Raw genomic sequence first — 23,872 nt, forward strand, 5'->3', positions numbered from 1 at the left:
ACCACCCCGACATGCCGACGGCATGACCGAGCCGCCCGGGAGATCCCATGCGTCCACCCCGTCCCCGCCGCCCGCGCGGGCCACGCCGGCTGGCAGCCCTGCTGCTGTGCGCCGCCGCGGCCCTGTTCCCGTCCGTGACACCCGCCGTGGCCGCGGCCCCCGTACCCGTCCCCGGTGAGCTGCTGCCGTACGACATCGACGCCGTCTACAGCTCGGGCATCTCGTCGGGCGGCTACATGGCCACGCAGCTCCATGTGGCGTACTCGGGCACGTTCAGCGGCTCGGCCGTGTTCGCCTCCGGGCCGTACGACTGTGCCCAGAACACACTCGCCACCGCCCTCAACGCCTGTATGAACACCGTCCAGGACCTCCAGCTCGCACAGCTGGAGCAGACCACCCGGAACTGGTCGGCGCAGGGACTCGTCGACCCGGTCGCGAACCTCGCGGGCGATCCGGTGTACGTCTTCAGCGGCTCGGGCGACTCGACCGTGAAGCGGCCGGTGGCGGACGCGCTCGCGGACTACTACGGTCGGTTCGGCGCGCGCGTCCAGTACAACCGGGGCACGGCGGCCGGTCACGCCTGGATCAGTCCGCTCGGCCCAAACTCCTGCACGGTCACGCAGAGTCCGTTCATCAACAACTGCGGTTTCGACGCCGAGCGTGATCTCCTCGGCCACCTGCGTGGCTCCGTGGCGCCGCCCGGCACGACCCCCGGCGGCACGCTGATCCGGTTCGACCAGAACGCCTACGCCCCGGGCGGATCCGCTTCGGCGCTGTCGCTCGACGACAGCGGCTTCGTATACGTGCCGAGGTCCTGTTCCGAGGGTGCTTCCTGTTCCTTGATGGTGGCGCTGCACGGCTGCAAGCAGGGTTACGGATACCAGGGCTTCGGGACCCAGTTCGTGGACAAGGCGCATCTCAACGAGTACGCCGACACCAACGACATGATCGTGCTCTATCCGCAGGCCAGGGCGACGACCACGCTGGAGAACCCCAACGGCTGCTGGAACTGGTGGGGTTATCTCGGCGACTCCGACTACGCCCGGCACGGGGGCGACCAGATCGAGACGATCATGGCCATGGTCCGGGCGCTGCGCGGCTCCACTCCCCCGCCCGTGGCCGACCGGGTGACGCTGCCGAGCCTCAACGCGCAGGACGGTTACGTGAAGGCTTCGGCCGACGGCACGGGGGCGACGGTGGGCACGCTGGAGGACACGTACGGGCTCGCGCTCGGCCGCGGCACGGACGCCAAGGTGAACCGGACGCTGCTCTCCTTCGACACGTCGAGGATCCCGGCGGGCAAGGAGATCACCCGCGCGTACCTGTCGATGGCGCGCAGCAGCGGTGCGGGCGACCCCTGGACCTCCCCGGCCGGCAACCGGCTGCTGGCGGACGTGAGGACCGGCTGCTTCGGCGGCTGCGCCGTGGAGCCGCCGGACTGGTCGGCGCCCGCGACCGTCCCGGGCGGGGCTCAGGTCGCGGCGTTCTCCTCGGGCTCCGCTGCCTCCACGGACCTGTCGGCCCCGGCCCTCGCGGCTCTCGACCGCAGCGGTACGACGCAGGTCCGTCTGCGGTTCGAGTCGGCCCCGACCTCGAACGCGTACCTCTTCGTGAACAGGGACACGCCGGTGACACTGACGGTCGAGTACCGCTGACCGACCCGACGACGAACGGCCCCCGCGGACCGATCCCCGGGGGCCGTTCGACTGGCCCGAACCTCACTCAGCCGGATGACCAGGACTGATGTAACGCCTGCTACATTTCACAGCGTGACGAGAGCTGACGCGCAGACACGGTGGCTGATCCTGGTCCTCAAAGTGCCCGCCGATCCTTCCCGGCACCGCGTGGCCGTCTGGCGCGAGCTGCGCAAGGCCGGTGCTCTCTCCCTGGGGCAGGGCGTCTGGGCCGTACCGCACGTGCCGGCCTTCGCCGACGGTGTGGCGCGCGCCATCGAGTTGACGCGCACGGGCGGCGGGCACGCCGTGACCCTGCAGGCCGCCGGGCGCTCGCCGGAGGACGCGTCGGCCTTCGAAGCGATGTTCACCGCGGCCCGCAGCGCCGACTGGGTCGAGTTCCTGGCCGACTGCGGGAAGTTCGAGCAGGAGATCGCCAAGGAGATCCGCAACGAGAAGTTCACGCTCGCCGAACTCGAGGAGGAGGAGCAGAGCCTGGAGCGGTTGCGCCGCTGGCACCGGGACCTCACGGCACGCGATGTCTTCGGGGCCCCCGATGCGCGCGAGGCGGGCGACCGCCTCAAGGTGTGCGCGGCGGTGTGCGAGGACTTCGCCGAGCGGGTCTTCGCCACTCTGCACGGCGGTCAGGAGGGGCGGTCATGAGCGGGACACCCCCGACCCCCGGCACACCTCCGGCATCCTCCGGAGCCGCCGGCGGTGGGGCCGCCGCGCCGAAGCGGTCCATGTGGCCGCTGTACGCGGCAGGGTTCACCACCGCGTTCGGCGCCCACGGCATCGCCGCCAACCTCGGCGGCTTCTCCGACGACCCCGTCACGTCCCTGCTCGTCCTCGGCGGACTCCTCGCGCTGTACGACGGCGCCGAGGTCGTCCTCAAGCCGGTCTTCGGGTCCCTGGCCGACCGTATCGGTGCGAAGCCGGTCCTGCTCGGCGGTCTGCTCTTCTTCGCCGCCGCCTCCGCCCTGTACGCCGTCGCCGGCAGCCCCGGCTGGCTCTGGGCCGCCCGGCTCGGCCAGGGCGCCGCCGCCTCCGCGTTCTCCCCTTCGGCCTCCGCGCTCGTCGCCCGGCTCAACCCGGCCGCCAAACGGGGCCGGGCGTTCGGCAGTTACGGCTTCTACAAGTCCATCGGCTACACCCTCGGGCCGCTCCTCGGCGGGCTTCTGGTCTGGGCCGGCGGGCTGCGTCTGCTGTTCACGGTCCTGGCGGTGCTCGGCGCGGCGGTCGCGCTGTGGGCCCTGCTCGCCGTACCGGCCGTGCCGCCGCTGCCCAAGCGGCGGCAGACCCTGGCCGATCTGGCCCGGCGGCTGGCCGACCGCTCGTTCCTCGCCCCCACCGCGGCGCTGGCCGCCGCCACGGCCGCGCTGTCGGTCGGCGTCGGCTTCCTGCCCGTCTCCGGCGCCGTGGCCGGCCTCGGCACCGTGGCCACCGGCGCGGCCGTCTCCGTCCTGGCCGCGTGCGCCGCCGTCGTCCAGCCGTACGCCGGACGCGCCCTGGACGCAGGCCGCCTGACCACGCGTGCCGGTCTCGCCGTGGGGCTCGCGACCACCGCCGCCGGCCTGCTCTGCGCGACGCTGCCCGGTCTGGCCGGCGTCCTCGGCGCGGCGGTGCTCATCGGTGCGGGCACCGGGCTGATCACTCCGCTCGGCTTCACGGCCCTCGCTACCAGCACGCCCGAGGAGCGCATGGGCCAGACCATGGGGTCGGCCGAGCTCGGTCGCGAACTCGGCGATGCCGGAGGGCCCCTGCTGGTGGCCGCCGTCGCCACCGTCTCCACCCTGACGTACGGCTTCGCGGCCCTCGCCGTACTCCTGGCCGTCGGCCCGCTGCTCACCCTGGCCTCGCTGCGACCCCGCAACGCCGAGGCGCCGCGCTGACCGGTGGGGCACCTACCTGGATTCCCCGCCGCGCCACGCGCGTCGGGTGGGGCACCCTGGTCGCGGTTCGCACGGCTCACCCGATCGGCGGACCAGGTGGGCCGAGGCCTCGCTCTCGGCGCGGACCGCCGAGAGCGAGAGCCGGGGCGGCGGGTGCCCGTCTCCGCCGCGCCCCGCGGCCACGGCTCGGCAGGTGATGTCGGCCGGCGGCTGGTCCAGTGGTAGGGAGTACTGCCCGGACGTCGACGCACCTGGACGGCACCACATGACCATGTCCCCTTTCGGTTCCCTCGGTGGATCGGATCCGTTCAACGACCTTCTCAACCGCTTCTTCGGCATGTCGCCGGCCGCCTCGCCCCCGGCCGTGCAGCGCGTTCCGATCGGCAGACTCCTGACGGACTCGGCGCGGGACCTGATCGGCCGGGCCACCGTCCGCGCCTCCGAGGCCGGCAGCGCCGACCTGGACACCGAGCATCTGCTCTGGGCCTGCACCCAGATCGATCCGGCGCGCTCCCTGCTCGCCCGGGCGGGCGCCGATCCCGACCAGCTGGCCACCTCGATAGCCGGCGCGCTGCCCGGCGAGAGCGGCATCCCGTCGGCGGAGCCCGGACTCACCCCGTCGGCCAAGCGCGTCCTGCTGCGGGCATACGAGCGCTCCCAGGCCTCGGGGGTCTCGTACATCGGCCCCGAGCACATCCTGGGCGCGCTCCTCGACGACCCGAACTCGGCGGCGGCGAGACTGCTGACGGCGTACGGGACGGATGTCGGCGGACTGCGGTCGACCGCCGAGCGCGCGCTACGGCCCGACGGCGCCGCCACGCCACGGCCGGAGAGCAGGACTCCCACGCTCGACGAGTACGGCCGGGACCTGACGGAGGAGGCACGGGCGGGAAAGCTCGACCCCGTGGTGGGGCGGGGCGAGGAGATCGAGCAGACCGTCGAGATCCTCTCCCGCCGCTCGAAGAACAACCCGGTGCTGATCGGCGAGCCGGGCGTGGGCAAGACCGCGATCGTGGAAGGGCTCGCCCAGCGGATCGTGGCGGGCGAGGTCCCGAAGACGCTGGAGGACAAGCGGGTCATCGCCCTGGACCTGTCCGGGCTCGTCGCCGGCGCCCAGTACCGCGGCCAGTTCGAGGAACGGCTGAAGAACGTCATCGACGAGGTGAAGGCCGACGCCGACTCGACCGTCCTCTTCATCGACGAACTGCACACCGTGGTCGGCGCGGGCGCCGCGGGCGAGGGTGCCATGGACGCGGGCAACATGCTCAAGCCCGCGCTGGCGCGGGGTGAACTGCATGTGGTCGGCGCCACGACGATCGACGAGTACCGCCGGTACGTGGAGAAGGACGCCGCCCTGGAACGGCGCTTCCAGCCCGTGCTGATCCCGGAGCCGTCGGTGGCGGAGACCGTCCAGATCCTGGAAGGGCTGCGGGACTCCTACGAGGCCCACCACCAGGTCCGTTACAGCGATGCCGCGCTCACGGGCGCCGCCGAGCTCTCCGACCGCTATGTCACCGACCGCTTCCTGCCCGACAAGGCGATCGACCTGATGGACCAGACCGGCGCCCGGGTGCGGCTGCGCTCACTGGGCAAGTCGACCGAGGTGGTCGACCGCGAGGACCGGCTGGCGAAGCTGCGCCGTGAGAAGGACGAGGCCGTCGCCGCCGAGGACTTCGAGAAGGCCAACGGGCACAAGAACGAGATCGCGCGGCTGGAGGCCGAACTGGCCGGGCTCGCGGAGCGGCGCGAGGGCGTGATGGAGGTGACGGTCGACGACATCGCGGAGGTGCTCTCGCGCCGTACCGGCATCCCCGTGGCCCAGATGACCCAGAGCGAGAAGGAGAAGCTCCTCAAGCTGGAGGACGCCCTGCACAGCCGGGTGGTCGGCCAGGACGAGGCCGTCACGGCGATCGCGCAGGCCGTGCGGCGCAACCGGGCCGGCATGGGCGACCCGAACCGTCCGGTCGGCTCCTTCCTCTTCCTCGGCCCGACCGGTGTCGGCAAGACCGAACTCGCGAAAGCGCTGGCGGAGCTGCTGTTCGGCGACGAGACGCGGATGGTCCGCTTCGACATGAGCGAGTTCCAGGAGAAGCACACGGTCTCCCGGCTCGTCGGGGCGCCGCCCGGCTACGTCGGACACGAGGAGGCGGGCCAGCTCACCGAGAAGGTGCGCCGCCGGCCTTACAGCGTCCTGCTCTTCGACGAGGTGGAGAAGGCCCACCCTGACGTCTTCAACACCCTGCTCCAGGTCCTGGACGACGGGCGGCTGACGGACTCGCAGGGCCGGACGGTCGACTTCCGTCACTGCGTGGTCATCATGACGTCGAACATCGGCGCCCAGCGGATCCTGACCCACCACGGCGACGTCTCGGAGATCCGCGACGATCTGAGGGGGGATCTGCGCGGCCACTTCACGCCGGAGTTCCTCAACCGCATCGACGAGACGATCATCTTCCACGGTCTGGGCGAGGACGATCTCGGGGACATCCTCACCCTGCTGCTGCGCCAGAGCGAGCGCCGGGTCCGTGCGCAGGGAGTGGAACTCGAGGTGACCCAGGCGGCGAAGAAGCTGCTCGTCGCGCACGGGTACCAGCCGGAGTTCGGCGCGCGGCCGCTGCGCCGCACGATCCAGACGGAGCTGGACAACCGGATCGCCGACCTGCTCCTGGGCGGTGAGGCGGACCCGGGCGACACGATCGTGGCGGACGTCGTGAACGACGCGCTGGTGTGCCAGGTGCAGCATCAGGAAGCCGCCACGCGCTGACGCCCTCTAACCCCGCGGGGCCTGAAGCGTGTTGTCCTCGGCTTCAGGCCCCGCGGCCATGATGTCCCGTACCCGGCGGAAGGTCAGCGTGGCGGTTCCGGGAGTTCCTCGCCCGTCTCGAGCAGGGACTTGAGGCTGGAGATCAGCGCCGGCCATCCCTCGCCGATCATGCCGCGCATGGTGCCGCCGGGCTCCAGGTCGTCGTGGACGACGGTGAGCTTGACCATGTCGCCGGCCGGCTCGATGTCGAAGGTGACCTTCGAGCGGCGTTCCTTGGCGAGCTTGGCGTACACCTCGTCGCCGATCCCGACCGCCTCGGCCCACTCGGGCGTGAAGGTGTGCCAGGTGTAGGAGAGGCGGCGGCCGGGGTCGGCGGCGAGGACGACCTGCTCGGGGTCGCTCGTCCTGCGGCCGCCCTCGTCCCAGACCATCGGGGATCCGGCGGTCCAGGTCGTCTCGAACGCCACGCCCCAGTAGCGCCGGGTGAAGTCCGGGTCGGTGAGCGCCTGCCAGAGCTCCTCGGGCGTGGTGCGGATGTAGGTGGTGTAGACGAACGCGTTGCTGTCCATCGGGCTCTGCTCCAATGCTGACTTCAGGTCGGCGAGCGCGCTGACGCGCTCGCGGGCGTACCGGCTGATCCAGCGGTCCCCGATGGCGTGGATCGGAGCGGCGTTCAGGTAGTGCAGCTTCTCCCGCCCGCGCCGCACCGTGACCACCAGCCCAGCCGCCTCCAGGAGCGCCAAGTGCTTGCTGACGGACTGCCGTGCCATGTCCAGGCCCGCGCAAAGTTCGCGCAGGGTCTGGCCGTTGCGGGCGTTCAGGCTGTCGAGCAGCCGTCGCCGGCTGGCATCGGCCAGCGCCTTGAACACCTCATCCATCGCCCCACCTCAACATGCAGCCTTTTGACTGCCTCTACGATAGGCAGCCTATCGGCTGCATGTCAACGCCGAGACCGCGCCGCCAGGCCGCAGGCCGCCACCACCAGGCCGTCCACCTCCTCCGCGGAGACTTCTCCCGTAGGACCAGGATTTCGCGGAGTCCGGGGTCCCGCACGCTCTCGACGGGCACGCGGGGCGAGCGCGGGCGTGGGACCGGTCCGCACGGCAGGGCCGAACGGGTGCGGCACCCCGGCCGGACCCGCCGCGCCCCGCGGAACCCACCACACCGCCCCAACCCGTCGAGCAGACGCGAAACCACCTGGTCAACCGGGCTGCTAGCGTGTCCGGATGTCCCTGAAGCACGCGGTCCTCGCAGCCCTCCTGGAGGGCGAGGCGTCCGGATACGACCTGGCCAAGATCTTCGACGTGTCCGTGGCCAACTTCTGGGCCGCCACGCCCCAGCAGCTCTACCGCGAGCTCGACCGGCTCTCCGAGGCCGGACTGATCGCCGCACGCGTCGTGGAACAGGAACGGCGCCCCAACAAGCGCATGTTCTCCCTCACCGACACGGGCCGGCAGGACCTCATGGCGTACACGGCCCAGCCACCGCGCCCGACCGCGATCCGGGACGAGTTGATGGTCCAGGTGCAGGCCTGCGACGAGGGCGACACCGAAGCGGTACGCGGCTTCGTCCAGGAGCGGATGGAGTGGGCCCGGGGCAAGCTCGCCCGGTGGGAGAGGCTGCGGGAGTGGATGCTCGCCGGCCGCGACGAGGCCACGTATCTGCGCGAGGCCGAGCGGATCGGGCCGTATCTCACGCTGATGCGCGGCCGCTACCTCGAAGAGGAGAACCTGCGCTGGGGCGAGCAGGTGCTCGCGATCCTGGACCGGCGGCTCGCCGCGCGGCAGCGGGCCTGAGCCGCGTCCGCCCGCCGGTGACGCACGTTCCTACCCTGCGGTAGCGTCACCCGTCGACGACCGGACGGACCGGTCGGAGACAAGGGGCGGGCCGGATGAACGTCGGTGACATCGTCGAGGACTTCACTCTTCCGGACGAGACGGGGACACCCCGATCGCTGGTCGGCCTCCTCGCGGACGGACCTATCGTCCTGTTCTTCTACCCGGCGGCCATGACGGCGGGCTGCACGGCGGAGGCCTGCCACTTCCGTGACCTGGCCGCCGAGTTCCAGGAGGCGGGAGCGCGCCCCGTCGGTATCAGCTCCGACGTCGTCGAGCGACAGCAGGAGTTCGCCGACCGCCACTCCCTCGGCTATCCGCTGCTCTCGGATCCCCAGGGCTCGGTCCGCGACCGGTTCGGCGTGAAGCGGGGCTTCTCGCTCGCGCCGACCAAGCGGGTCACCTTCGTCATCGACGAGAACCGCCGGATCCTGGAGGTCGTCCGCAGCGAGCTGCGGATGAGCGCCCACGCCGACCGTGCCCTGGCGGCGCTGAGGGCCCGCACGGCCTGAGTGTGGATGTCGGATCGTGGATATCGGACCGTGGATCCCATATCCACGATCCGGGGAGCCTTCGACATGCGGGCCGGCGGGGGGTGGGCGAAACTCGCTCATACGAGTGGCCGACTTCGGGCGGCCACCGCAGGAACGGAGCGCAGGAATGGACGACTACCCCGCACTCAACCTCTTCTGGACCATGCTCTGGTTCTTCCTCTGGATCATGTGGCTGTTCCTCCTGTTCAGGGTCATCACCGACATCTTCCGCGACCACGAGATGAGCGGCTGGGGCAAGGCGGGGTGGCTGATCTTCTGCATCCTGCTCCCCTTCCTCGGCGTTCTGGTCTACGTGATCGCCCGCGGCAAGAGCATGACCCGGCGGGACATGGCGCAGGCCAAGGAGAACGAGGCCGCGTTCCAGTCGTACATCCGCAAGACGGCGGGTACGGGTGGCGGCGGCGGTCATGCCGACGAACTGGCACGGCTCGCCGAACTCAAGGACAGGGGCGCCATCACGGACGAGGAGTTCGAGAAGGCGAAGGCCAAGGTCCTGTCCTGAGGAGGGGCGCCGCGGAGACACCGGCTCCTGTTCTCTCCCGCTCGCTGCTGCGGGAGGCATGGGCCCAGCCCGGCCGGCTGCCCGAACTGCTCGCCATGTTCGCTCTGCGGCACATGGGCCCGCCGGCCGGGCGGGCCGTGGAGCGGCTGCGCCGCGACCATCCGGAGGCGACCCCCGCCGAACTGCGTGCCCTGGTCGCGGCACGCGGCCGGCGGGCGGTCACCGCCGAAGGGGCGTTCGTGGGCGGGCCGTTCATGCTCCTGATCCCCGTCGCCTTCTGCGGAGCGCTGCTGCTCCAGGCGCGGGCGATCCTCGTCCTGGCAGGTCTGGACGGCCGGGACACCACCGACTTCGAACGCGCCGCCGAGCTCCTGGTCCTGCAGGGGGTGTACGCGGACACGACGGCCGCCGCGGCCGGTCTGCGCGCCCGCCCGGCTCCCGCCGACGACACAGAGCCCCGCCGGGGCCGGGTCGCGGCGCTCTGGAAGCTGACCCTGCGGATGGCCCGTCTTCTCGGCCTCGTCACACCGGACGGCGACGGCCCTGGCAGGCTCGCCCGGATCGGTCAGTGGCTGCTGCTGATCGCGGTGCTCCTGACCGGCCTGGTGGCGCCTCTGGTGTGGCTGCCGTACATGGGGGTCTCGTACCACAAGGCCACGACCAAGCTGTTGCATCGCGCCGTCGTCTTCTACTGCGGCAGCCCGGACCCTCCTCCGCCGCGAGCGGGGCGACTTCAGCCGGAGATGGTGGTGGCCTCGCTGCGGGCGCTGGCGTCGATCGTGCTCCCCCTGGTGGCGGTGATCGTGGTTCTCTTCACGGACCGGGAACTCGGCGGCGGGCGGTGGCCGCTGCTCGCTCTGGTCCTGGTGGTCACTCCCCTGGTGGTGGGCGGCACGTGGCTCTGGCGCCATCTCTCGGCTCGCCGCTCGCACTGAGCAGAGACCCACCCCCCTAATACGTATCCGAAATACTTGTTTGCTACGGTCCCGGTGTGCGGTTGACGAAATTCACCGACCTGGCGCTGCGTGCCGTGATGCGTCTGGCGGTCCCCGGAACACCCGGCCACGAACCTGCGATCACCACGCGGGAGGTGGCCGAGGTGATGGCCGTGCCCTACGCCCACATGGCGAAGGTCGTCACACGGCTCCAGCACCTCGGTGTCGTCGAGGCGCGACGCGGACGCGGCGGCGGCCTGACCCTCACGGAGACCGGGCGACGGGCCTCGGTGGGGTGGCTGGTCCGAACGTTGGAGGGCGAGGAGGAGGTCGTCGAGTGCGAGGGCGAAACCCCCTGCCCCCTGCGCGCGGCCTGCCGGCTGCGCGGCGCGCTGCGCCAGGCACAGGAGGCGTTCTACGCGTCGCTCGACCCGTTGACCGTGGCGGACCTGGTCGAGTCGCCCACGGGACCGGTGCTCGTCTCACTGGGCATCCGGCACGACGGCTGACGCCCACCCTCGACCCATGGGACTCCCCTGCCCCTGTCCACCCACGCCCTTAAATACGTAGATCATCTACCACAATAGGAGCTTCGATGCTGTCCGAGCAGGCCACCCCCGTCGTCCGCGCCACCCTCCCCGTCGTCGGGGCCGCGCTCGGCGAGATCACCGAGCGTTGCTACGCCGGGATGTTCGCCGCCCGGCCCGAGCTGCTCCGCGACCTCTTCAACCGCGGGAACCAGGTCAATGGCGACCAGCGGCGGGCACTGGCCGGCTCGATCGCAGCCTTCGCCGGGGCGCTCCTGGAGAGCCCCGGCACCCGGCCCGACGTCATGCTCTCGCGCATAGCCCACAAGCACGCCTCGCTGGGTGTCACGTCCGAGCAGTACAAAGTCGTCCACGAGCACCTCTTCGCCGCGATCGTCGACGTGCTCGGCGACGCCGTCACACCCGAGGTCGCCCAGGCCTGGGACGAGGTCTACTGGCTGATGGCCAACGCCCTCATCGCACTGGAGTCCCGGCTCTACGAGGAGACGGGGGTCGAGGAGGGCGGGGTACGCCGGCCCATGGAGATCGTCGGACGGCACCAGGAGACGGCCGACACGGTCTCCTTCGTCCTGCGCCGCGCCGACGGACGCCCCACGGGATCCTTCCGGCCGGGGCAGTACGTGAGCGTGCGCGTCACACTGCCCGACGGCGCCCGGCAGATCCGTCAGTACAGCCTCTCCTCGGCACCGGGGCGCCCTCAGTGGCGGATCACGGTCAAGCGGATCGACGGGGACCCCGCGGGCGAAGTGTCGACCTGGCTGCACGAACACGCGCGCGTGGGCGACACCGTCGAGGTGTCCGCGCCGTTCGGGGACCTCGTCCTGCCGGAGGGTGAGGGGCCGCTGCTTCTCGCCTCCGCCGGAATCGGCAGCACGCCGATGCTGGCCATGCTCGAGCACCTCGCCGCCACCGGCTCGCGCCGTCCGGTCACGGTCGTGCACGCCGACCGCTCCTCCGTCGACCACGCGCACCGCGAGGAGCTGCGGCGACTGGTCGACGCACTGCCGAACGGCTCCCTGCACCTCTGGTACGAACAGCCGGGCGGGGCGGACGCCCAGCTCGGCCGCGCGGACGTGGCCACGCTCGACCTCCCGTCGGACGTGACGGCGTACCTGTGTGGCCCGCTGCCCTTCATGCGCCAGGTGCGCGGTGACCTGCTGGCGGGCGGCGTCGCCGCTTCGGCCGTCCACTACGAGGTCTTCGGCCCGGACCTGTGGCTGGGCGCCGGGAACTGACCGCCCCCGCACCCGGAGAGGTGCAGGGGCGCGTCATGGCGGGAGAACCGCTCAGCAGCTCATCGCCCAGGTGTGGGAGTCGCCGCGGTCATTGGCCACACCGTTGTACCCGACCTCCTGGCCGGGAATCAGGCAGATGGTCATCGCGCCGCCCTGATGGGCGTTCTCGTAGACCCGGACGTGGTCCTTGATGCCCGGTCCCGAGATGCCGTGGTTGGCCCAGGAGGAGTCGGTGTCGGCGATCCAGCTCTCCCACCAGCCGTCGTCGCCGCTCCAGTTGGCGCGCTGGCCGCCGAAGTCGGCGTTCTCCCAGGCACAGAACTCGCCACTCGGGCAGTCGGCCGCCTGGGCGGGTGCGGTGAGGGCGAGTCCGCCCGTGAGGGCGAGCAGGGCGACGGCCGTGGTGAGGATGCGCTTCATGAAGCGTTGTTGCCTTCCTGTGCGGTGACGGGTGCGGACAGCTCGGCTGCCCGCCGCAGCGCGCGGGCGCGCAGCTGCTGGTAGGTGGTGAGCTGGTCGCCGCGCAGTGCGCGCACCTTCGCCAGCTCTGCGGGTTCGAGCCGCGCGCGCACCGCGGCGAGGCCGCTCTCCCGGTCACAGCGGGCGACGACCGCGGGGTCGGGTCGCTCGGTGCGCGGGCGGCCGGCCGGGGCCGCGCACTGGTTCCAGCGCGCGAGGGCGGCCCGGTGGGCGGGGTCGTCCTTCATCCGGTTCTGGGCCTCGGCGCGCAGGTTGTCGACGGTCACCTGCGCGCGGAACCAGCGCGTCTGGTCTCCGTACAGGGTCCGGCGGGCGGAGGCGAGGCAGCCGTCGGTGTGGGCGGTGACGGTGTGGCCGGTGGCCAGGGTGAGCGACAGTTCGCGGGGGCCGGTGCCGAAGAGTGCCCCCTGGAGGCGCCGGTCTTCCTCCGGGGTGTCCGGACGCCGGGCGAGGGTGAGCCCTCGGGCGTCCAGGCAGCGGTCGACCAGGGTGCGCTCCACTGCCCTGAGCAGCGTGTCCTGCGCGTGCGGAGTCCGCGGAACGGTCGGACCGTGTTCGGTCGTGACACATCCCGCGAGCAGCAGCCCGGCGGCGAGGGCGCCGACGGCACGGCGGATGTGCGCGATCGTGTCCGGCATGGCGGCCCTCTCGTGACGTCCCAGGTCAGCGGGGTGCGTGACGGGTCAGTCACAGCCCGTGACGATCTTGCCCGGTCACAGACGGGGCATGCAGGGGGTCACCCGAAGGAGTTGAACGCGCCGGAGCGTGCGCCTCTCACGAGCGGTACGCGCCCGGGACTCGACGGCGGACACGGCCCGAGGAACGACAAAGCCCCGGTTGGACGGGGGATTCCAACCGGGGCCGATTGCCGCGACGACGAAGAGCGGTCACCGCAAGGGGGGGACCTGGGGACCGGGCCCCTCCGCCATCACACATTGATGAACGATAAACCTTCAAGACGAGTTCCGAGGACTCCAGGGTGCCCGATGTGAGACACCTCACCCCCTTTTTTACCGTTCGTGCGTCTCACATCACGGACGGTAGACCGACCCCGGCTCCGCGTTGCCGGGGGCGAGGAGCTGAGGGACCGTCACAAAAGTGAAGCCCCGTTCCTTCAGCTCGTCGATGATGCCCGGCACGGCGGGGACGGTGCCGTCGTAGATGTCGTGCAGCAGGATGATCCCGTCGCCCTGCGCCCCTTCGAGCACTCGCTTCCGTATGAGGTCCGAGTCGGTAGTGGAGTAGTCCTTGGCCGTGACGCTCCACAGGATCTGCGCCAGCCCGAGGTCCCGGCTCACCCCCGAGACCGTGTCGTCGGTCCGCCCCTGCGGAGGCCGCATGAGGGTCGGCCGGCTTCCGGTGATCTTCTCTATCGCGTCCTGGGTGCGGGACAGCTCCTCGCGCACCTCCCCGGCCTCCAGGTCGGTCAGGATGCGGTGCGTCCACGTGTGGTTCGCGACCTCGTGCCCCTCGTCCGCGATGCGCTTGACGACGTCGGGATACCGATCGACATGCTTCTTGCCGAGCAGGAAGAACGTGGCGGGGACCTTCTTCTCCTTGAGCACGTCGAGGAGGTGAGGCGTGTCCTTGCCGGGACCCGCGTCGAAGGTCAGGGCTATGCACTTCGCCTTGGTGCAGTCGACGGGGCCGGCCGGACCGCCCGATCCCTCGGCACCCTCCCCGCCCCGCTTGTCGTCCGACCCGGCCGCCTTGCCCCTTGCTTCGGCCGGGGTGATCGGATCGACCCCGCACCCGCTGAGCGCGAGCACGAGTGAGGCCGCCGCCAGAAGGGCGGCGGCCGATGCCCGGCGCTTCCCCGTATCGGTTCGGAACATGCTGCAACCCGCTTTCCCCGTAGATGGCTTCGAAGGGCGACATGCGCCTGGTCAGGGCGCCGTCGCGGTGTACGGAGCACTCTACATAGCGTGTATACACGCGATGCATAGGGGGTGTGGGACATGCATGTGCCCCGGACGGCGCCCGTCCGCTCCGTCCGGGGTGTCAGTGGGCCGGCAGGGCCGGCCGGGTCAGCGGGATGCGAGGAGCAGGCGGGCCTCGGTCTCCTGGTCGCCCGAGACGGACTGCGTCGACCGCACCGCGAAGGTGGCGGCGAGCGTCTTCTCGACCTCCTCGACCGCGTGGTACCCACCGGTCAGCAGCGCGCCGACCTGTCCGGCCAGATGCACCGGACCGGCGTCCTCCCCGCGCGCCTCGGCCGTGTCGAAGGTCGCCATCCAGACGGTGGGGGCGGGCGCCGAGGCCGCCTTCGGGCCGGGAGCGCTCATGTCCTCGAGCCGGTAGACATGGTCGAGGACGTCGAAGACCGCCTGGGCGTCCTGGCGGTCGCAGTCGCTCAGCTGCACGGTGACGTCGGTGTCGATGTGGTGGTCGTACACGTAGCTCATCTCCTCGCTGCCAGGCGTGGGTCGTCCTGCCACGCTTCCAGCATCCCTCGCGCCGGAGCGTCCCGCGACGTCCCCGTGCACCCGGGCGGGCGCGGCCGCCCCCTGGCTCGGGCGGCCCGGGATTGAAGCGGGCTCCGACCGGTTACCCGCGAAGAGGGGACCGACAACAGGAGGTTCCGTGTCCACACGACCGGTCCGGGAACAGTCCGACGGCGGTGACCTCGTCCGTGGTCGTCACGAGACGCAGGAGGAACGCGCGGACCGGCGCTGGGCCGAGCTGATGCAGGAGATCAGGGTCGCCCAGACGGGCGTGCAGATCCTGTTCGGCTTCCTGCTCACGGTCGTCTTCGCGCCCCGGTTCGCCGACCTGTCGGACACCGATCGGGCCATCTACGTGGTCACGGTGTCACTGGGCGCGGCGGCGACGGGGGCGCTGATCGGGCCGGTCTCGTTCCACCGCATCGTGGCGGGGCGCCGGATCAAACCGGAGACCGTGGTCTGGGCCTCGCGGCTGACGTTCGTGGGGCTCGTGCTGCTGCTCGCCACACTGACCTCGGCGCTGCTGCTCGTCCTGCGGGTGGCGACGCACGACGGGTACGTGCCGTGGCTGGTGACCGGTCTGGTCGCCTGGTACCTGCTGTGCTGGTACGTGCTCCCGCTCTGGGTCCGGCGCCGCTACACCAGCGGAGACTGAGCGAACTCACGCCCGGTCATGATCCCGCGACGACACGCTCCACGGTGTCGGCCTCGGAGGCCGGCTTGTCCGGCCGGTGCCGCAGGACGCGGGCGAAGCGCAGGGTGACCCCTGCGGGGTAGCGGGTGGAGCGCTGGACACCGTCGTACGCGATCTCGACGACGAGCTCGGGCCGTACGCGTACGGTGAAGCCGTCGTCGTCCACGGCGAGTTCGCCCAGCTTCCCGGTCTGCCAGCGCAGCATCTCGTCGGTGAGGCCCTTGAACGTCTTGCCGAGCATCACGAAGGTCCCGTCGGCGGCCCGGGCGCCGAGGTGGAGGTTGGAGAGCAGCCCGGTGCGGCGGCCGTGGCCCCACTCGGCGGCGAGGACGACGAGGTCGAGCGTGTGGACCGGTTTGACCTTGAGCCAGGTACGGCCACGGCGACCGGCCACATAGGGCGCGTCCAGGGCCTTCACCAGGACGCCTTCGTGCCCCAGGGACAGCGTGTCCGTGAAGAACCGTTCGGCCGCCTCCACCTGCCCGGGCACGCCGGGATCGTCCACGACGAAGCGACGGACCCGCCGGTTCTCGGGCAGCAGCCGGGCCAGCGCGGCGTGGCGCTCCTCGCCCGGCCGGTCGATGAGCACCTCCCCGTCGGCGGCGAGCACGTCGAAGAAGACGGGTGAGAGGGGCACCGTGGCGCTGGCGGCGGCGACGTCGACGCGGGAGCCGACACGCGAGGCGATGTCCTGGAAGGCGAGCGGCCGACGGGTGGCGGGATCGAGGGCGATCACCTCTCCGTCGAGGATGAACGGGTCGGCGGCCGTCTCCCGGGCGACGGCGACGACTTCGGGCAGCCGGCCGGTGATGTCGTCCAGGGAGCGGGTGAACACCCTCACCTCGTCGCCACGGCGGTGCACCTGGATCCGGATGCCGTCGAGTTTCTCCTCGACCACGCACCGTCCGAGACCCGCGACGGCTTCGGTGACCGAGGCGGCCGTATGGGCGAGCATCGGCTGGACGGGGACACCGACCCGCAGCGCGAAGCCTTCGAGACCAGCCGTCCCCTCGGCCAGCACCGCCTGGGCGACACGGGGCAGCGAACCCTCCAGCATCACGGCCCGTCGCAGTTCGGCCGAGGACACGGTGGCGGCGCGCGCGACCCCTTCGAGGGCGATGGCGTCCAGGGCTCCCTGCCGTACCTCCCCGGAGAGCAGCCTGATCAGGAACTCCTGCTCCTCCACGGTCGCGGCGGCCATCAGCTCGTGTACGAGACGGACGCGCTCGGCCTGCGACCCGGCGCCGGAGACGGCGGCCAGCTCCGTCATGACGGCGTCGGTGCCGGCGAGGGTCAGGCCGGGGTGCGCGGCGGGCGGTACGGCCGGTGGGACCACGTTCTTGAGCACGCCCCAGCCCACGCCGATGCGCCCCTGCGGGAGCCGGCCGGAGAGGTACGCGATCACGAGCGGGCTCTCCTCGGGCACGGCCTCCGAGAACAGCTCGGCCAGCACCGCGATCTTCCGCGAGCGGGCGGACGTGGCGGTGACCTGCTGGGACGCGTCGGCGAGTCGTGCCAGAAGCATGCGCCCATACTCCCCCGCCGGTGGCGCGGGCCGCACGTCGGACACTGGGTCACCTACAGGAACCGGGATCTCGGCGCGATCGAGTATCCGGCGCACAGGTCCGGCGGCGGGCGGCGGGCGCTGTTCTGCGCCCACCGGCCCGCCGCCGGGTTCCGTCATTCCCTCGGACGGCCTACTCGCCGGCCGTCCTGCGGCGCCGCATCCACCACAGCAGTGCTCCGCCGGCCACGGCGAGGACCGCCGCGATGCCCACGATCATGCCGACGGGGGTGCTGCTGCCGGTGTCGGCGAGGTCGCCCTCCGGATCCTTCGTCGCCGGCGGCGCGCTGTGGTCACCGCCGGGCGTGGAGGGGCCGGGTGCCGGAGTGGTCGGCTGCTCGGTGGGCTTGCCGGTGCCCGACGGAGTCGGCGTGGGCGTCGGCGTGGGACCGCCGCCACCGTCACGCTCACCGGACGAACCGAGGAAGACCTCTTCGGTACCGCGGTGCGTCGTCTCGGTCTGCAGAGATGTCCTGGTGGTCCTGTCGAGGTCACGGTGCTGGACGTTGAACTCGGTCCGTGTGATGTTGCGCTTGGGGGACTTGGAGAAGTCGACCCCGCCCATGGACAGGATCCAGACCTTGCCGTCGTAGACCCGCTCGAACTTGTAGTCGCCGTTCTTGAACGAGTGGACGTACTTGTCGTAGACGGTCTTCTTGTCCCAGTCCTTGTTCTCGCCCCTCAGCGGCCACCGCTTGACGTCGTTGCTGTTGATGACCGTGCGGAAGTCGGTGGGCTGGGCGGCGTCCGCGCGGCGGACGTGCTCGGCGGCGACGCGGGAACGGTAGACGTAGCGCAGGTCGGCGTAGCCGGCCTCCTGGTTCACGCGGCGCTCCACCTCCGGCAGGATCTCGCTGCGGATGAGCGCCTCGGCCTGCTTGGACTGCGCCTCGGTGATGTCGCAAGTGTTCGGAGGCTTCTCGGGACCGCTGGCCACCTCCATGTTGACCTTCAGCGGCGCGTCGAGGATGTAGATGCCGCCGTCCTGCTCACGGACCGTCGCCGTCTTGGGGGTGATCCACTGCCGGATGATCGGCAGGCAGGGCGCACCCTCGGCGGTGCGCGGCGCGGCACGCCAGAATCGCTCCCCGCGCTCGTACTTGTCGGGGTTCATGGCGTCGGCGTAGTCGTGCTTGAGGGTGAGGTCCGCCTCCAGCAGGATGCGGCCCGCGTCGGTCTTGGCGAACTCCTTGTCCATGATGACGTCGGGCTGCACGGGGTTGAGGTTCACCCAGAACTTGTCGGGGGTCAGCGCCAGCCAGGTGAAGAACGCGTCGTTGGCGAGGTTCAGGCGCGCCTCACCGCCCCAGCCGGGCTTGGCCTCGGCGTCGGGGACGTACGTCGTCTTCATGGAGTACCGCATCCCCTTGCCCTTGGCGGGGGTGGAGACGTAGTTCAGTTCCATGCTGGAGAAGTCGATGCCGCCGGGGCCCCGGTTGAAGTAGCCGCCCCGGTTGTTGGCCTCGTACTGCTTCTGCATACGGAGGGCTTCCGCGGGGGTCTTCCCCGAGCGGAGTGCCTGGTCCATGATCGAGGAGCGACCGGCCTTCAGCGGGTCGGCGTTGAAGCGCGGGTCGGCGGCGGTGTAGACGTTCGGCTTCAGCGGGCGCTCGATGGCGTTCGAGCGGCGCTCGACGATGTTGGCCTGCCGCGCGCTGGTGCCCCGGTCCGCCTTCATCTCCTTGTTGAAGGCGTCGACCTTCTCCTTGGTGCCCTTCTCGGTCGTCTGACCCGTCAGGTACTGGAACTTGTCCTTCGGGTACTGCTTGGCGAGCGCCTTGTCGCCCTTCAACTGGTCGTTCTCGATGTGTCCGTTGGACTTCGCCTCGACGTTGACGCCCTTGACCCGGTTGCGTGCGTCGATGCGGCGTTCCTGCTTGTTGCCCTTCTCGTCGGTGTATTCGAGGGTGTCCTCGCACCACCAGTCCGGGCCGATCATGTTGTACTTCTTGACCATCCGCTGCATGAACGCGAAGCCGCGCGGCGGGTTCCCGTGCGGGGCGAGCCAGCGTATCTGCTTCCAGTCGTCCCAGTTCTTGTAGCCGGTGGAGTTGTTGTACTGGGCGTTGTAGCGTGCGTACATCTCCATGACGCGGTCGGCCGGGTTGCCGTTCTTCTCCCAGAGCCGCTGCCACTTGCGGTAGTTCGTGCCCGCCTTCTCGCGCTGCTTGTCGGTGGGCGCGAGAACCCCGTCGAAGTCCTTGGCCGGGTTGACGTACGTGTAGTTCTCGTCCGTCGGGAACGGGTCGTAGTCACCGGTCATCGGCGGGCCGGAGTTGGCCGGTGTCCTGCCGTAGCTGTGCCCCAGGTACATCTCGTCGCAGCGCTGCGGCTTGGGCGCCGCCTCGGCCTCGTCGATCTGGAAGCCCGGCAGCCCCGGAAGCCCGGTCAGGGATATGGCGGTCGCCGCGCTCAGAGCCAGCACGGTGCGTGGCCACAGTCGACGGGTGCGACCTAAGGGCCGTATCTGTGCAGTCACGTTCTTTGTCCCCCTGGGAGAGCCCGTGTACAGCGCCGCGCGGGGCTCCTGAGATCGGCGATGGGTGCGGCACTGGAGACCGACCACCCTAGGGGACGTAGCAAGTGCGAAGGCAAGAACACGACGATCGATTGCTGACAACTTCCTTATGTTTCCCGATCGTTACTCTTCCATCCAGGTCTCCTCCAGGTGATCGACGGCCTCGGGCGTGCGCGCGACGCGGAAGACCGACAGGACGCGCTCGCGCCGGTCCAGGGGCATCATCGTGCGCAGCACGGCGTCTTCCAGCTCGCTGAAGTCCATCGCCGGCGGCTCCGCGTCGAGGTCGAAGTCGGCGTCGAGAGCGGTCCGCGCCTGGAAGGCGTCGAGGATGGCTTCGACGCTTCCCTGCACGTTCCACGGGCCCTCACCCGACCATCCTTCGGCCCAGAGGCGAGTTCCGTCGGGGTGGAGGAAGACCCATGCCCCGTACCGGATGGGGAAGTCGACGCGGACCGACCCGATCACGGCTGCCCCCGGGTGTCGCCGGGCAAAGGCGGCCGCCTGGTCGTCCAACGGGAAGCAGCCGCCCCGGAAGGCCAGCGCCGCGTCGGTGATCTCGGTGACCGGCCCCCAGCAGCCCACCCGCACCCGATCGAGGTCGGCGCGGGTGTCCTGCGGCACCAGTTCCGTGGCGGGCTGCGGAGCCAGTTCCGCGGCGACGCCGGCGACGGTGATCAGGGACGCGACCACCTCTCGCGCACGTGCGGGATCGTGTGCGGGGAGTGCTTGGACCTCGTGGAGCGAGGGCTCGTCGATGACGGTGAGGGTGTAGGTGCCGCCGCGGAGCATGGGGGCGTCGGGCGGGGAGTCCCAGAGGGTGTCGTCGGTCATAGCCATCCACCGTAGTGCGGGCGACGGCGGAGAGAGCGACGACGGATCACGCAGCGGTCTCATCGGCCGCGGGCGGGAGCGGTTGCTGCCGCAAGGGTGCCGCCGGTCCGTCCACACGCCCGGCCCTTGCCGTCCGCTACGGAGCGAACGTGCTGGTCGTGGCCGTCGATGACGTGCCGGGACGCCCGTCTTAGCCCACGGCAGCTAGCCGCGTGGCCTCCCCTCCGGCTCCGCGCCGGCCATCCCCTTACCGCGCCTCAGACGGTCGAGGAGACTGCGGCGCGAACGGTGCGCGGGCGGGCGGATCAGGACGGAGGAGTGGGGTGGGCGCGGTGTCGGCGCGTCCGGCGCGGGCGCGGCGTCGGGACGCGGGGCGGGACGGTCCGCTCGGGCCTCGTCCAGAGCGAGGGCGAGGCTCATGCGATGCCAGAGGATCTCGTCCGGGTCGTCCGCCACGGTCAGCCGGTCCACGATGTCGCGCGCGGCCGCCGACTCCGTTCGCCCCGAGGGAGGTTCGGGGCGCAGACGGTCGAGGTGGGTGCGTTCGTACGGGTCGTCGACGACCTCGGACAACTGCCCGGGGTCGAGCAACGAGGCGATGGCCGCTGCCCGCGCCCAGGGGTCCTCGGCCGACCGGAGCAGGAGCCCCAGGCGGCGGGCGCGCCAGTTGCGCGGCCGTCGGTCCTCTCCACCGTCGAGGCGCTCCCTGGTCTCCCTCGGGAGTCTCCCGGTGAGCAGCCCTGGATGGGTCAGGGCGAACTCGCCCAGCTCACCGGCGAGATAGAGCCAGGCCACCGCGCGGTAGCGGTTGAGATAGAACCGCACCGGGGTGAAGTGCCCGGTCCTCGCGAGCCTGGTGAAGCGCTCCGGCGGCACGGCGAGCAAGGCGGCGGCCTCGCCCGTACCGACCGTGCGAACGCGGTCGCGCAGTCCGTGCGGGAAGTCCGGCGCGCCCCTGAGTCGGTCGATCTCCGACCGCTCCACACGTCGACGTCCGCCTCGCGCGCCGACACCTGCCGGCACGGTCCTCACCAGACCCAGCTGGACGGCGAGCTGGAACTCGTCCCGCCGCAGCTCCAGTTCCTGCGCTGCCCGCGTCAGCGCCAGCGCGGGCGCCGACGCCGTCGCGGGCATGGGTGCCGGCGTGGGCGGCCCGGCCGGCGCGGGCGCGACGCGAGTGGTCTCTTCTCCTGTCATGGCGGTCTCCCCCGTGAGCGACGATTACTCTCGGTGACGACCGTACCTCCGTCAGGCGGGCTCCCGCTCGGCCTGTGGACAACTCACAGACCGCCGACTCCCGACTGTCGCGCCGCCACCCCGAGGTGCTCGCCGACCCGGTTGACCAGCAGCGTCATCTCGTACGCCACCTGACCGACGTCGGCGTCCGCACCGCTCAGCACACACAGGCAGCTGCCCTCGCCCGCCGCCGTCACGAACAGCAGGGCCTCGTCGAACTCGACCATCGTCTGCCGTGCGCGCCCGGCCTGGAAGTGCCGGCCCGAGCCGCGCGCAAGGCTGTGCAGGCCCGAGGAGACGGCGGCCAGATGCTCGGCGTCCTCCCGTTCCAGGCCGCTGCTCGCTCCTGTGACCAACCCGTCGTTGGAGAGTACGAGCGCGTGCCGGATGTACTCGACCCGCCGGGTCAAGTCGTCCAGGAGCCAGTCCAGTTCCTTGTCCAGCGCCATCTGTGGTCCTTCCCCCTGTGTGTGGCGTCCCCGTGACCCCGCAGTCCCCGCGGTCCGCCTGTCGTGGCAAGCCTTACCCACTGTCGTGGACAGAGCAAGCACCCCTGGCGATGCCGGGGGTGGCGGGCACGCCGCGCATGCCCGGGTGGCGCACCATGGAGGTATGCCGAAGATGACCGAGGAACAGTGGCGGGCGTTCGTGTCCGAGGGAACGCGCACGGGAAAGCTGGCGACCGTACGCGACGACGGGAGTCCGCACGTGGTCCCGATCTGGTTCGTGCTCGACGGTGACGACATCGTCTTCAATACGGGTAAGGGCACGGTCAAGGGCCGCAACCTGGCCCGCACCGGACGGGCCGCCGTCTGTGTCGACGACGACCGGCCGCCGTTCGCCTTCGTCTCGCTCCGGGGCCGCGCAGAGATCAGCGAGGACCCGGGTGAGCTGCGCCGCTGGGCCGCTCGCATCGGTGCCCGCTACATGGGCGAGGAACGCGCCGAGGAGTTCGGCGCCCGCAACGGCGTCCCCGGCGAACTCCTCGTGCGCCTGCGGATCGAGAAGGTGACCGCCGAGAGCGGCATCTCCGACTGACCGCGCGCGACCTGGCCGACCCGCACGACCCGCACGACCTGGCCGACCTGGCCGACCCGCACGACCCGGCACCCGCGCGCGATCGCCGCCGCGGGTCGCCTCACCCGACCGAGTCGAGCAACCGCGCCGTGTGCATGCGTCCCGCGTACTCGACCAGTCTGATCAGCACCTCCTTGCCCGAGTCCCGGTCGCGCGCGTCGCACAGCACCACCGGCGTGCCGCGGTCCAGGTCCAGCGCCCGCGAGACCTCGTGCGCTCCGTAGTTCCGTGCCCCCGCGAAGCAGTTGACCGCCACGACGAAGGGGATCTTCCGGTGCTCGAAGTAGTCGACGGCGGGGAAGCAGTCCTCGAGCCGTCGTGTGTCGGCGAGGACGACGGCTCCGAGCGCCCCTTGGGAGAGCTCGTCCCAGAGGAACCAGAACCTGTCCTGTCCCGGCGTACCGAACAGGTACAGGGAGAGGCCGGAGCGGATCGTGATGCGGCCGAAGTCCATGGCGACCGTCGTGGTGGTCTTCTGGTCGACGCCCCCGGTGTCGTCCACCGACTCCCCGGCCCGGCTGAGCTGTTCCTCGGTGCGCAGCGGACGGATCTCGCTGACGGCGCCCACCAGCGTGGTCTTGCCCACGCCGAATCCGCCGGCGACCAGAATCTTCAACGCGAGGGCCGTGGTGTCCACGCCGCCGCCCGCACCCGTGCTCTCAGAGCGCTCGTAGGCCATCGATGACTTCCCTCAGGATCCGTTCGTCGGGCAGCTGCGCGGGCGGCACGGGTCGGCTGACCCTGACGAAGCCCGCTTCGAGGAGGTCGCCGAGGAGGACCCGGACGACGCCGACGGGCAGATCGGCGTCGGCGGCGAGTTCGGCCACCGACTGCGTCTCCGCCCTGCACAGGGTGAGCAGGGCCCGGTGTTCGGGGCCGAGGAGCGACTCCTCGGCCCGGCCGGGCGGGTCGTCGTCGACGACGACGAGTGCGATGAGGTCGAACCGTACGTTGCTGGGCCCCGGCTTCGTGCGGCCGCCGGTCATGGCGTACGGACGGACGAGCGGCCCGGCGTCCGCGTCGTACCACTGACTGCCCGGCGGGGCCTGGCCGTCGCCGGGGCTGTCCTCGTTCATGGATGGCGTCT

At 71.1% G+C, this 23,872-nt stretch carries 24 protein-coding genes; 12 read left to right on the forward strand and 12 right to left on the reverse strand.

The window, feature by feature from the left end; genetic code table 11:
* Nucleotides 1-47: 47 nt before the first annotated feature.
* The 4 genes from ACZ3IJ_RS09965 (at nt 48) to ACZ3IJ_RS09980 (ending at nt 6,329) form a co-directional block, all read left to right on the forward strand.
* Complete coding sequence (locus tag ACZ3IJ_RS09965; RefSeq protein ID WP_467467189.1) at nt 48-1,655, forward strand: extracellular catalytic domain type 2 short-chain-length polyhydroxyalkanoate depolymerase; 1,608 nt, start codon at nt 48-50, stop codon at nt 1,653-1,655.
* Between the two features lie 114 nt (nt 1,656-1,769).
* On the forward strand, nt 1,770-2,336 hold the full coding sequence (locus ACZ3IJ_RS09970; RefSeq protein WP_467467190.1) for a Chromate resistance protein ChrB: 567 nt from the start codon (nt 1,770-1,772) through the stop codon (nt 2,334-2,336).
* Nucleotides 2,337-2,416: 80 nt separating this feature from the next.
* Nucleotides 2,417-3,565: an MFS transporter gene (locus ACZ3IJ_RS09975; RefSeq protein WP_467467660.1), complete on the forward strand. Its 1,149-nt coding sequence runs from the start codon at nt 2,417-2,419 to the stop codon at nt 3,563-3,565.
* A 265-nt stretch (nt 3,566-3,830) separates the two neighbouring features.
* Nucleotides 3,831-6,329 (forward strand): ATP-dependent Clp protease ATP-binding subunit, encoded by a 2,499-nt coding sequence (locus ACZ3IJ_RS09980; protein WP_467467191.1) that lies wholly within the window; start codon nt 3,831-3,833, stop codon nt 6,327-6,329.
* A gap of 83 nt (nt 6,330-6,412) precedes the next feature.
* Here ACZ3IJ_RS09980 and ACZ3IJ_RS09985 read toward each other — a convergent pair whose 3' ends face one another.
* Nucleotides 6,413-7,207: an ArsR/SmtB family transcription factor gene (locus ACZ3IJ_RS09985; protein ID WP_467467192.1), complete on the reverse strand. Its 795-nt coding sequence runs from the start codon at nt 7,205-7,207 to the stop codon at nt 6,413-6,415.
* A 348-nt stretch (nt 7,208-7,555) separates the two neighbouring features.
* Here ACZ3IJ_RS09985 and ACZ3IJ_RS09990 point away from each other — a divergent pair, with 348 nt between their 5' ends.
* The 6 genes from ACZ3IJ_RS09990 (at nt 7,556) to ACZ3IJ_RS10015 (ending at nt 11,938) form a co-directional block, all read left to right on the forward strand.
* The gene (locus ACZ3IJ_RS09990; RefSeq protein WP_467467193.1) at nt 7,556-8,125 is read left to right on the forward strand and encodes a PadR family transcriptional regulator; all 570 of its coding nucleotides are present in this window, start codon (nt 7,556-7,558) and stop codon (nt 8,123-8,125) included.
* 95 nt (nt 8,126-8,220) lie between these two features.
* Entirely contained in the window at nt 8,221-8,676 is a 456-nt protein-coding gene (locus ACZ3IJ_RS09995; RefSeq protein WP_467467194.1) for a peroxiredoxin, read from the forward strand.
* A 148-nt stretch (nt 8,677-8,824) separates the two neighbouring features.
* Nucleotides 8,825-9,220, forward strand: coding sequence for an SHOCT domain-containing protein (locus ACZ3IJ_RS10000; RefSeq protein WP_467467195.1), 396 nt, complete (start codon nt 8,825-8,827; stop codon nt 9,218-9,220).
* Nucleotides 9,221-9,315: 95 nt separating this feature from the next.
* Nucleotides 9,316-10,155, forward strand: coding sequence for a hypothetical protein (locus ACZ3IJ_RS10005; RefSeq protein ID WP_467467196.1), 840 nt, complete (start codon nt 9,316-9,318; stop codon nt 10,153-10,155).
* 56 nt (nt 10,156-10,211) lie between these two features.
* Entirely contained in the window at nt 10,212-10,664 is a 453-nt protein-coding gene (locus ACZ3IJ_RS10010; RefSeq protein WP_467467197.1) for an RrF2 family transcriptional regulator, read from the forward strand.
* A gap of 86 nt (nt 10,665-10,750) precedes the next feature.
* The gene (locus tag ACZ3IJ_RS10015) at nt 10,751-11,938 is read left to right on the forward strand and encodes a globin domain-containing protein (RefSeq protein WP_467467198.1); all 1,188 of its coding nucleotides are present in this window, start codon (nt 10,751-10,753) and stop codon (nt 11,936-11,938) included.
* A gap of 51 nt (nt 11,939-11,989) precedes the next feature.
* On the opposite strand, the gene ACZ3IJ_RS10020 is transcribed toward ACZ3IJ_RS10015, so the two are convergent.
* From ACZ3IJ_RS10020 to ACZ3IJ_RS10035, 4 genes are all read right to left on the reverse strand, one after another.
* Nucleotides 11,990-12,358: a peptidase inhibitor family I36 protein gene (locus ACZ3IJ_RS10020; RefSeq protein WP_467467199.1), complete on the reverse strand. Its 369-nt coding sequence runs from the start codon at nt 12,356-12,358 to the stop codon at nt 11,990-11,992.
* Entirely contained in the window at nt 12,355-13,056 is a 702-nt protein-coding gene (locus ACZ3IJ_RS10025; protein WP_467467200.1) for a hypothetical protein, read from the reverse strand. Before ACZ3IJ_RS10025 ends, ACZ3IJ_RS10020 begins: the two co-directional genes overlap by 4 nt.
* Nucleotides 13,057-13,449: 393 nt before the next feature.
* Nucleotides 13,450-14,253: a polysaccharide deacetylase family protein gene (locus ACZ3IJ_RS10030; RefSeq protein WP_467467201.1), complete on the reverse strand. Its 804-nt coding sequence runs from the start codon at nt 14,251-14,253 to the stop codon at nt 13,450-13,452.
* 192 nt (nt 14,254-14,445) lie between these two features.
* Nucleotides 14,446-14,856: a hypothetical protein gene (locus tag ACZ3IJ_RS10035; RefSeq protein WP_467467202.1), complete on the reverse strand. Its 411-nt coding sequence runs from the start codon at nt 14,854-14,856 to the stop codon at nt 14,446-14,448.
* Between the two features lie 145 nt (nt 14,857-15,001).
* Between ACZ3IJ_RS10035 and ACZ3IJ_RS10040 the strand changes: the two genes are divergently transcribed.
* Nucleotides 15,002-15,517 carry a DUF6328 family protein gene (locus tag ACZ3IJ_RS10040; RefSeq protein WP_467467203.1) on the forward strand — a complete coding sequence of 172 codons (516 nt, stop codon included), beginning with the start codon at nt 15,002-15,004 and terminating at the stop codon, nt 15,515-15,517.
* A 16-nt stretch (nt 15,518-15,533) separates the two neighbouring features.
* Here the strand turns inward: ACZ3IJ_RS10040 and ACZ3IJ_RS10045 are convergent, their stop codons facing one another.
* From ACZ3IJ_RS10045 to ACZ3IJ_RS10065, 5 genes are all read right to left on the reverse strand, one after another.
* A complete protein-coding gene (locus tag ACZ3IJ_RS10045; protein WP_467467204.1) occupies nt 15,534-17,081 on the reverse strand; it encodes an ATP-dependent DNA ligase in 1,548 nt (515 codons plus the stop codon).
* A 172-nt stretch (nt 17,082-17,253) separates the two neighbouring features.
* Nucleotides 17,254-19,545 carry an LAETG motif-containing sortase-dependent surface protein gene (locus ACZ3IJ_RS10050; protein ID WP_467467205.1) on the reverse strand — a complete coding sequence of 764 codons (2,292 nt, stop codon included), beginning with the start codon at nt 19,543-19,545 and terminating at the stop codon, nt 17,254-17,256.
* A 216-nt stretch (nt 19,546-19,761) separates the two neighbouring features.
* Nucleotides 19,762-20,472 (reverse strand): DUF6333 family protein, encoded by a 711-nt coding sequence (locus tag ACZ3IJ_RS10055; protein ID WP_467467206.1) that lies wholly within the window; start codon nt 20,470-20,472, stop codon nt 19,762-19,764.
* Nucleotides 20,473-20,676: 204 nt separating this feature from the next.
* Nucleotides 20,677-21,669, reverse strand: coding sequence for a DUF6397 family protein (locus tag ACZ3IJ_RS10060; RefSeq protein ID WP_467467207.1), 993 nt, complete (start codon nt 21,667-21,669; stop codon nt 20,677-20,679).
* Nucleotides 21,670-21,752: 83 nt separating this feature from the next.
* The gene (locus tag ACZ3IJ_RS10065) at nt 21,753-22,157 is read right to left on the reverse strand and encodes a roadblock/LC7 domain-containing protein (RefSeq protein ID WP_391802171.1); all 405 of its coding nucleotides are present in this window, start codon (nt 22,155-22,157) and stop codon (nt 21,753-21,755) included.
* A 163-nt stretch (nt 22,158-22,320) separates the two neighbouring features.
* Here ACZ3IJ_RS10065 and ACZ3IJ_RS10070 point away from each other — a divergent pair, with 163 nt between their 5' ends.
* The gene (locus ACZ3IJ_RS10070; RefSeq protein WP_467467208.1) at nt 22,321-22,746 is read left to right on the forward strand and encodes a PPOX class F420-dependent oxidoreductase; all 426 of its coding nucleotides are present in this window, start codon (nt 22,321-22,323) and stop codon (nt 22,744-22,746) included.
* 100 nt (nt 22,747-22,846) lie between these two features.
* On the opposite strand, the gene ACZ3IJ_RS10075 is transcribed toward ACZ3IJ_RS10070, so the two are convergent.
* Together ACZ3IJ_RS10075 and ACZ3IJ_RS10080 are read right to left on the reverse strand one after the other, a co-directional pair.
* The gene (locus tag ACZ3IJ_RS10075; protein ID WP_361444698.1) at nt 22,847-23,464 is read right to left on the reverse strand and encodes a GTP-binding protein; all 618 of its coding nucleotides are present in this window, start codon (nt 23,462-23,464) and stop codon (nt 22,847-22,849) included.
* The gene (locus ACZ3IJ_RS10080) at nt 23,445-23,861 is read right to left on the reverse strand and encodes a DUF742 domain-containing protein (protein WP_467467209.1); all 417 of its coding nucleotides are present in this window, start codon (nt 23,859-23,861) and stop codon (nt 23,445-23,447) included. The genes ACZ3IJ_RS10075 and ACZ3IJ_RS10080 overlap by 20 nt, the downstream gene beginning before the upstream one ends.
* Nucleotides 23,862-23,872: the final 11 nt, after the last annotated feature.

Source organism: Streptomyces sp. NPDC013317 (assembly GCF_055563155.1).

What these genes read in the sequence shown, in the direction of transcription:
- ACZ3IJ_RS09985 (WP_467467192.1), bottom strand. Translation starts at nt 7,207, where the DNA reads ATGGATGAGGTGTTCAAGGCGCTGGCCGATGCCAGCCGGCGACGGCTG.
- ACZ3IJ_RS09965 (WP_467467189.1), top strand. Translation starts at nt 48, where the DNA reads ATGCGTCCACCCCGTCCCCGCCGCCCGCGCGGGCCACGCCGGCTGGCA.
- ACZ3IJ_RS10070 (WP_467467208.1), top strand. Translation starts at nt 22,321, where the DNA reads ATGCCGAAGATGACCGAGGAACAGTGGCGGGCGTTCGTGTCCGAGGGA.
- ACZ3IJ_RS10045 (WP_467467204.1), bottom strand. Translation starts at nt 17,081, where the DNA reads ATGCTTCTGGCACGACTCGCCGACGCGTCCCAGCAGGTCACCGCCACG.
- ACZ3IJ_RS10080 (WP_467467209.1), bottom strand. Translation starts at nt 23,861, where the DNA reads ATGAACGAGGACAGCCCCGGCGACGGCCAGGCCCCGCCGGGCAGTCAG.
- ACZ3IJ_RS10060 (WP_467467207.1), bottom strand. Translation starts at nt 21,669, where the DNA reads ATGACAGGAGAAGAGACCACTCGCGTCGCGCCCGCGCCGGCCGGGCCG.
- ACZ3IJ_RS10075 (WP_361444698.1), bottom strand. Translation starts at nt 23,464, where the DNA reads ATGGCCTACGAGCGCTCTGAGAGCACGGGTGCGGGCGGCGGCGTGGAC.
- ACZ3IJ_RS10030 (WP_467467201.1), bottom strand. Translation starts at nt 14,253, where the DNA reads ATGTTCCGAACCGATACGGGGAAGCGCCGGGCATCGGCCGCCGCCCTT.
- ACZ3IJ_RS09995 (WP_467467194.1), top strand. Translation starts at nt 8,221, where the DNA reads ATGAACGTCGGTGACATCGTCGAGGACTTCACTCTTCCGGACGAGACG.
- ACZ3IJ_RS09975 (WP_467467660.1), top strand. Translation starts at nt 2,417, where the DNA reads ATGTGGCCGCTGTACGCGGCAGGGTTCACCACCGCGTTCGGCGCCCAC.
- ACZ3IJ_RS09990 (WP_467467193.1), top strand. Translation starts at nt 7,556, where the DNA reads ATGTCCCTGAAGCACGCGGTCCTCGCAGCCCTCCTGGAGGGCGAGGCG.
- ACZ3IJ_RS09980 (WP_467467191.1), top strand. Translation starts at nt 3,831, where the DNA reads ATGACCATGTCCCCTTTCGGTTCCCTCGGTGGATCGGATCCGTTCAAC.
- ACZ3IJ_RS10020 (WP_467467199.1), bottom strand. Translation starts at nt 12,358, where the DNA reads ATGAAGCGCATCCTCACCACGGCCGTCGCCCTGCTCGCCCTCACGGGC.
- ACZ3IJ_RS10015 (WP_467467198.1), top strand. Translation starts at nt 10,751, where the DNA reads ATGCTGTCCGAGCAGGCCACCCCCGTCGTCCGCGCCACCCTCCCCGTC.
- ACZ3IJ_RS10005 (WP_467467196.1), top strand. Translation starts at nt 9,316, where the DNA reads ATGTTCGCTCTGCGGCACATGGGCCCGCCGGCCGGGCGGGCCGTGGAG.
- ACZ3IJ_RS10055 (WP_467467206.1), bottom strand. Translation starts at nt 20,472, where the DNA reads ATGACCGACGACACCCTCTGGGACTCCCCGCCCGACGCCCCCATGCTC.
- ACZ3IJ_RS10025 (WP_467467200.1), bottom strand. Translation starts at nt 13,056, where the DNA reads ATGCCGGACACGATCGCGCACATCCGCCGTGCCGTCGGCGCCCTCGCC.
- ACZ3IJ_RS10065 (WP_391802171.1), bottom strand. Translation starts at nt 22,157, where the DNA reads ATGGCGCTGGACAAGGAACTGGACTGGCTCCTGGACGACTTGACCCGG.
- ACZ3IJ_RS10000 (WP_467467195.1), top strand. Translation starts at nt 8,825, where the DNA reads ATGGACGACTACCCCGCACTCAACCTCTTCTGGACCATGCTCTGGTTC.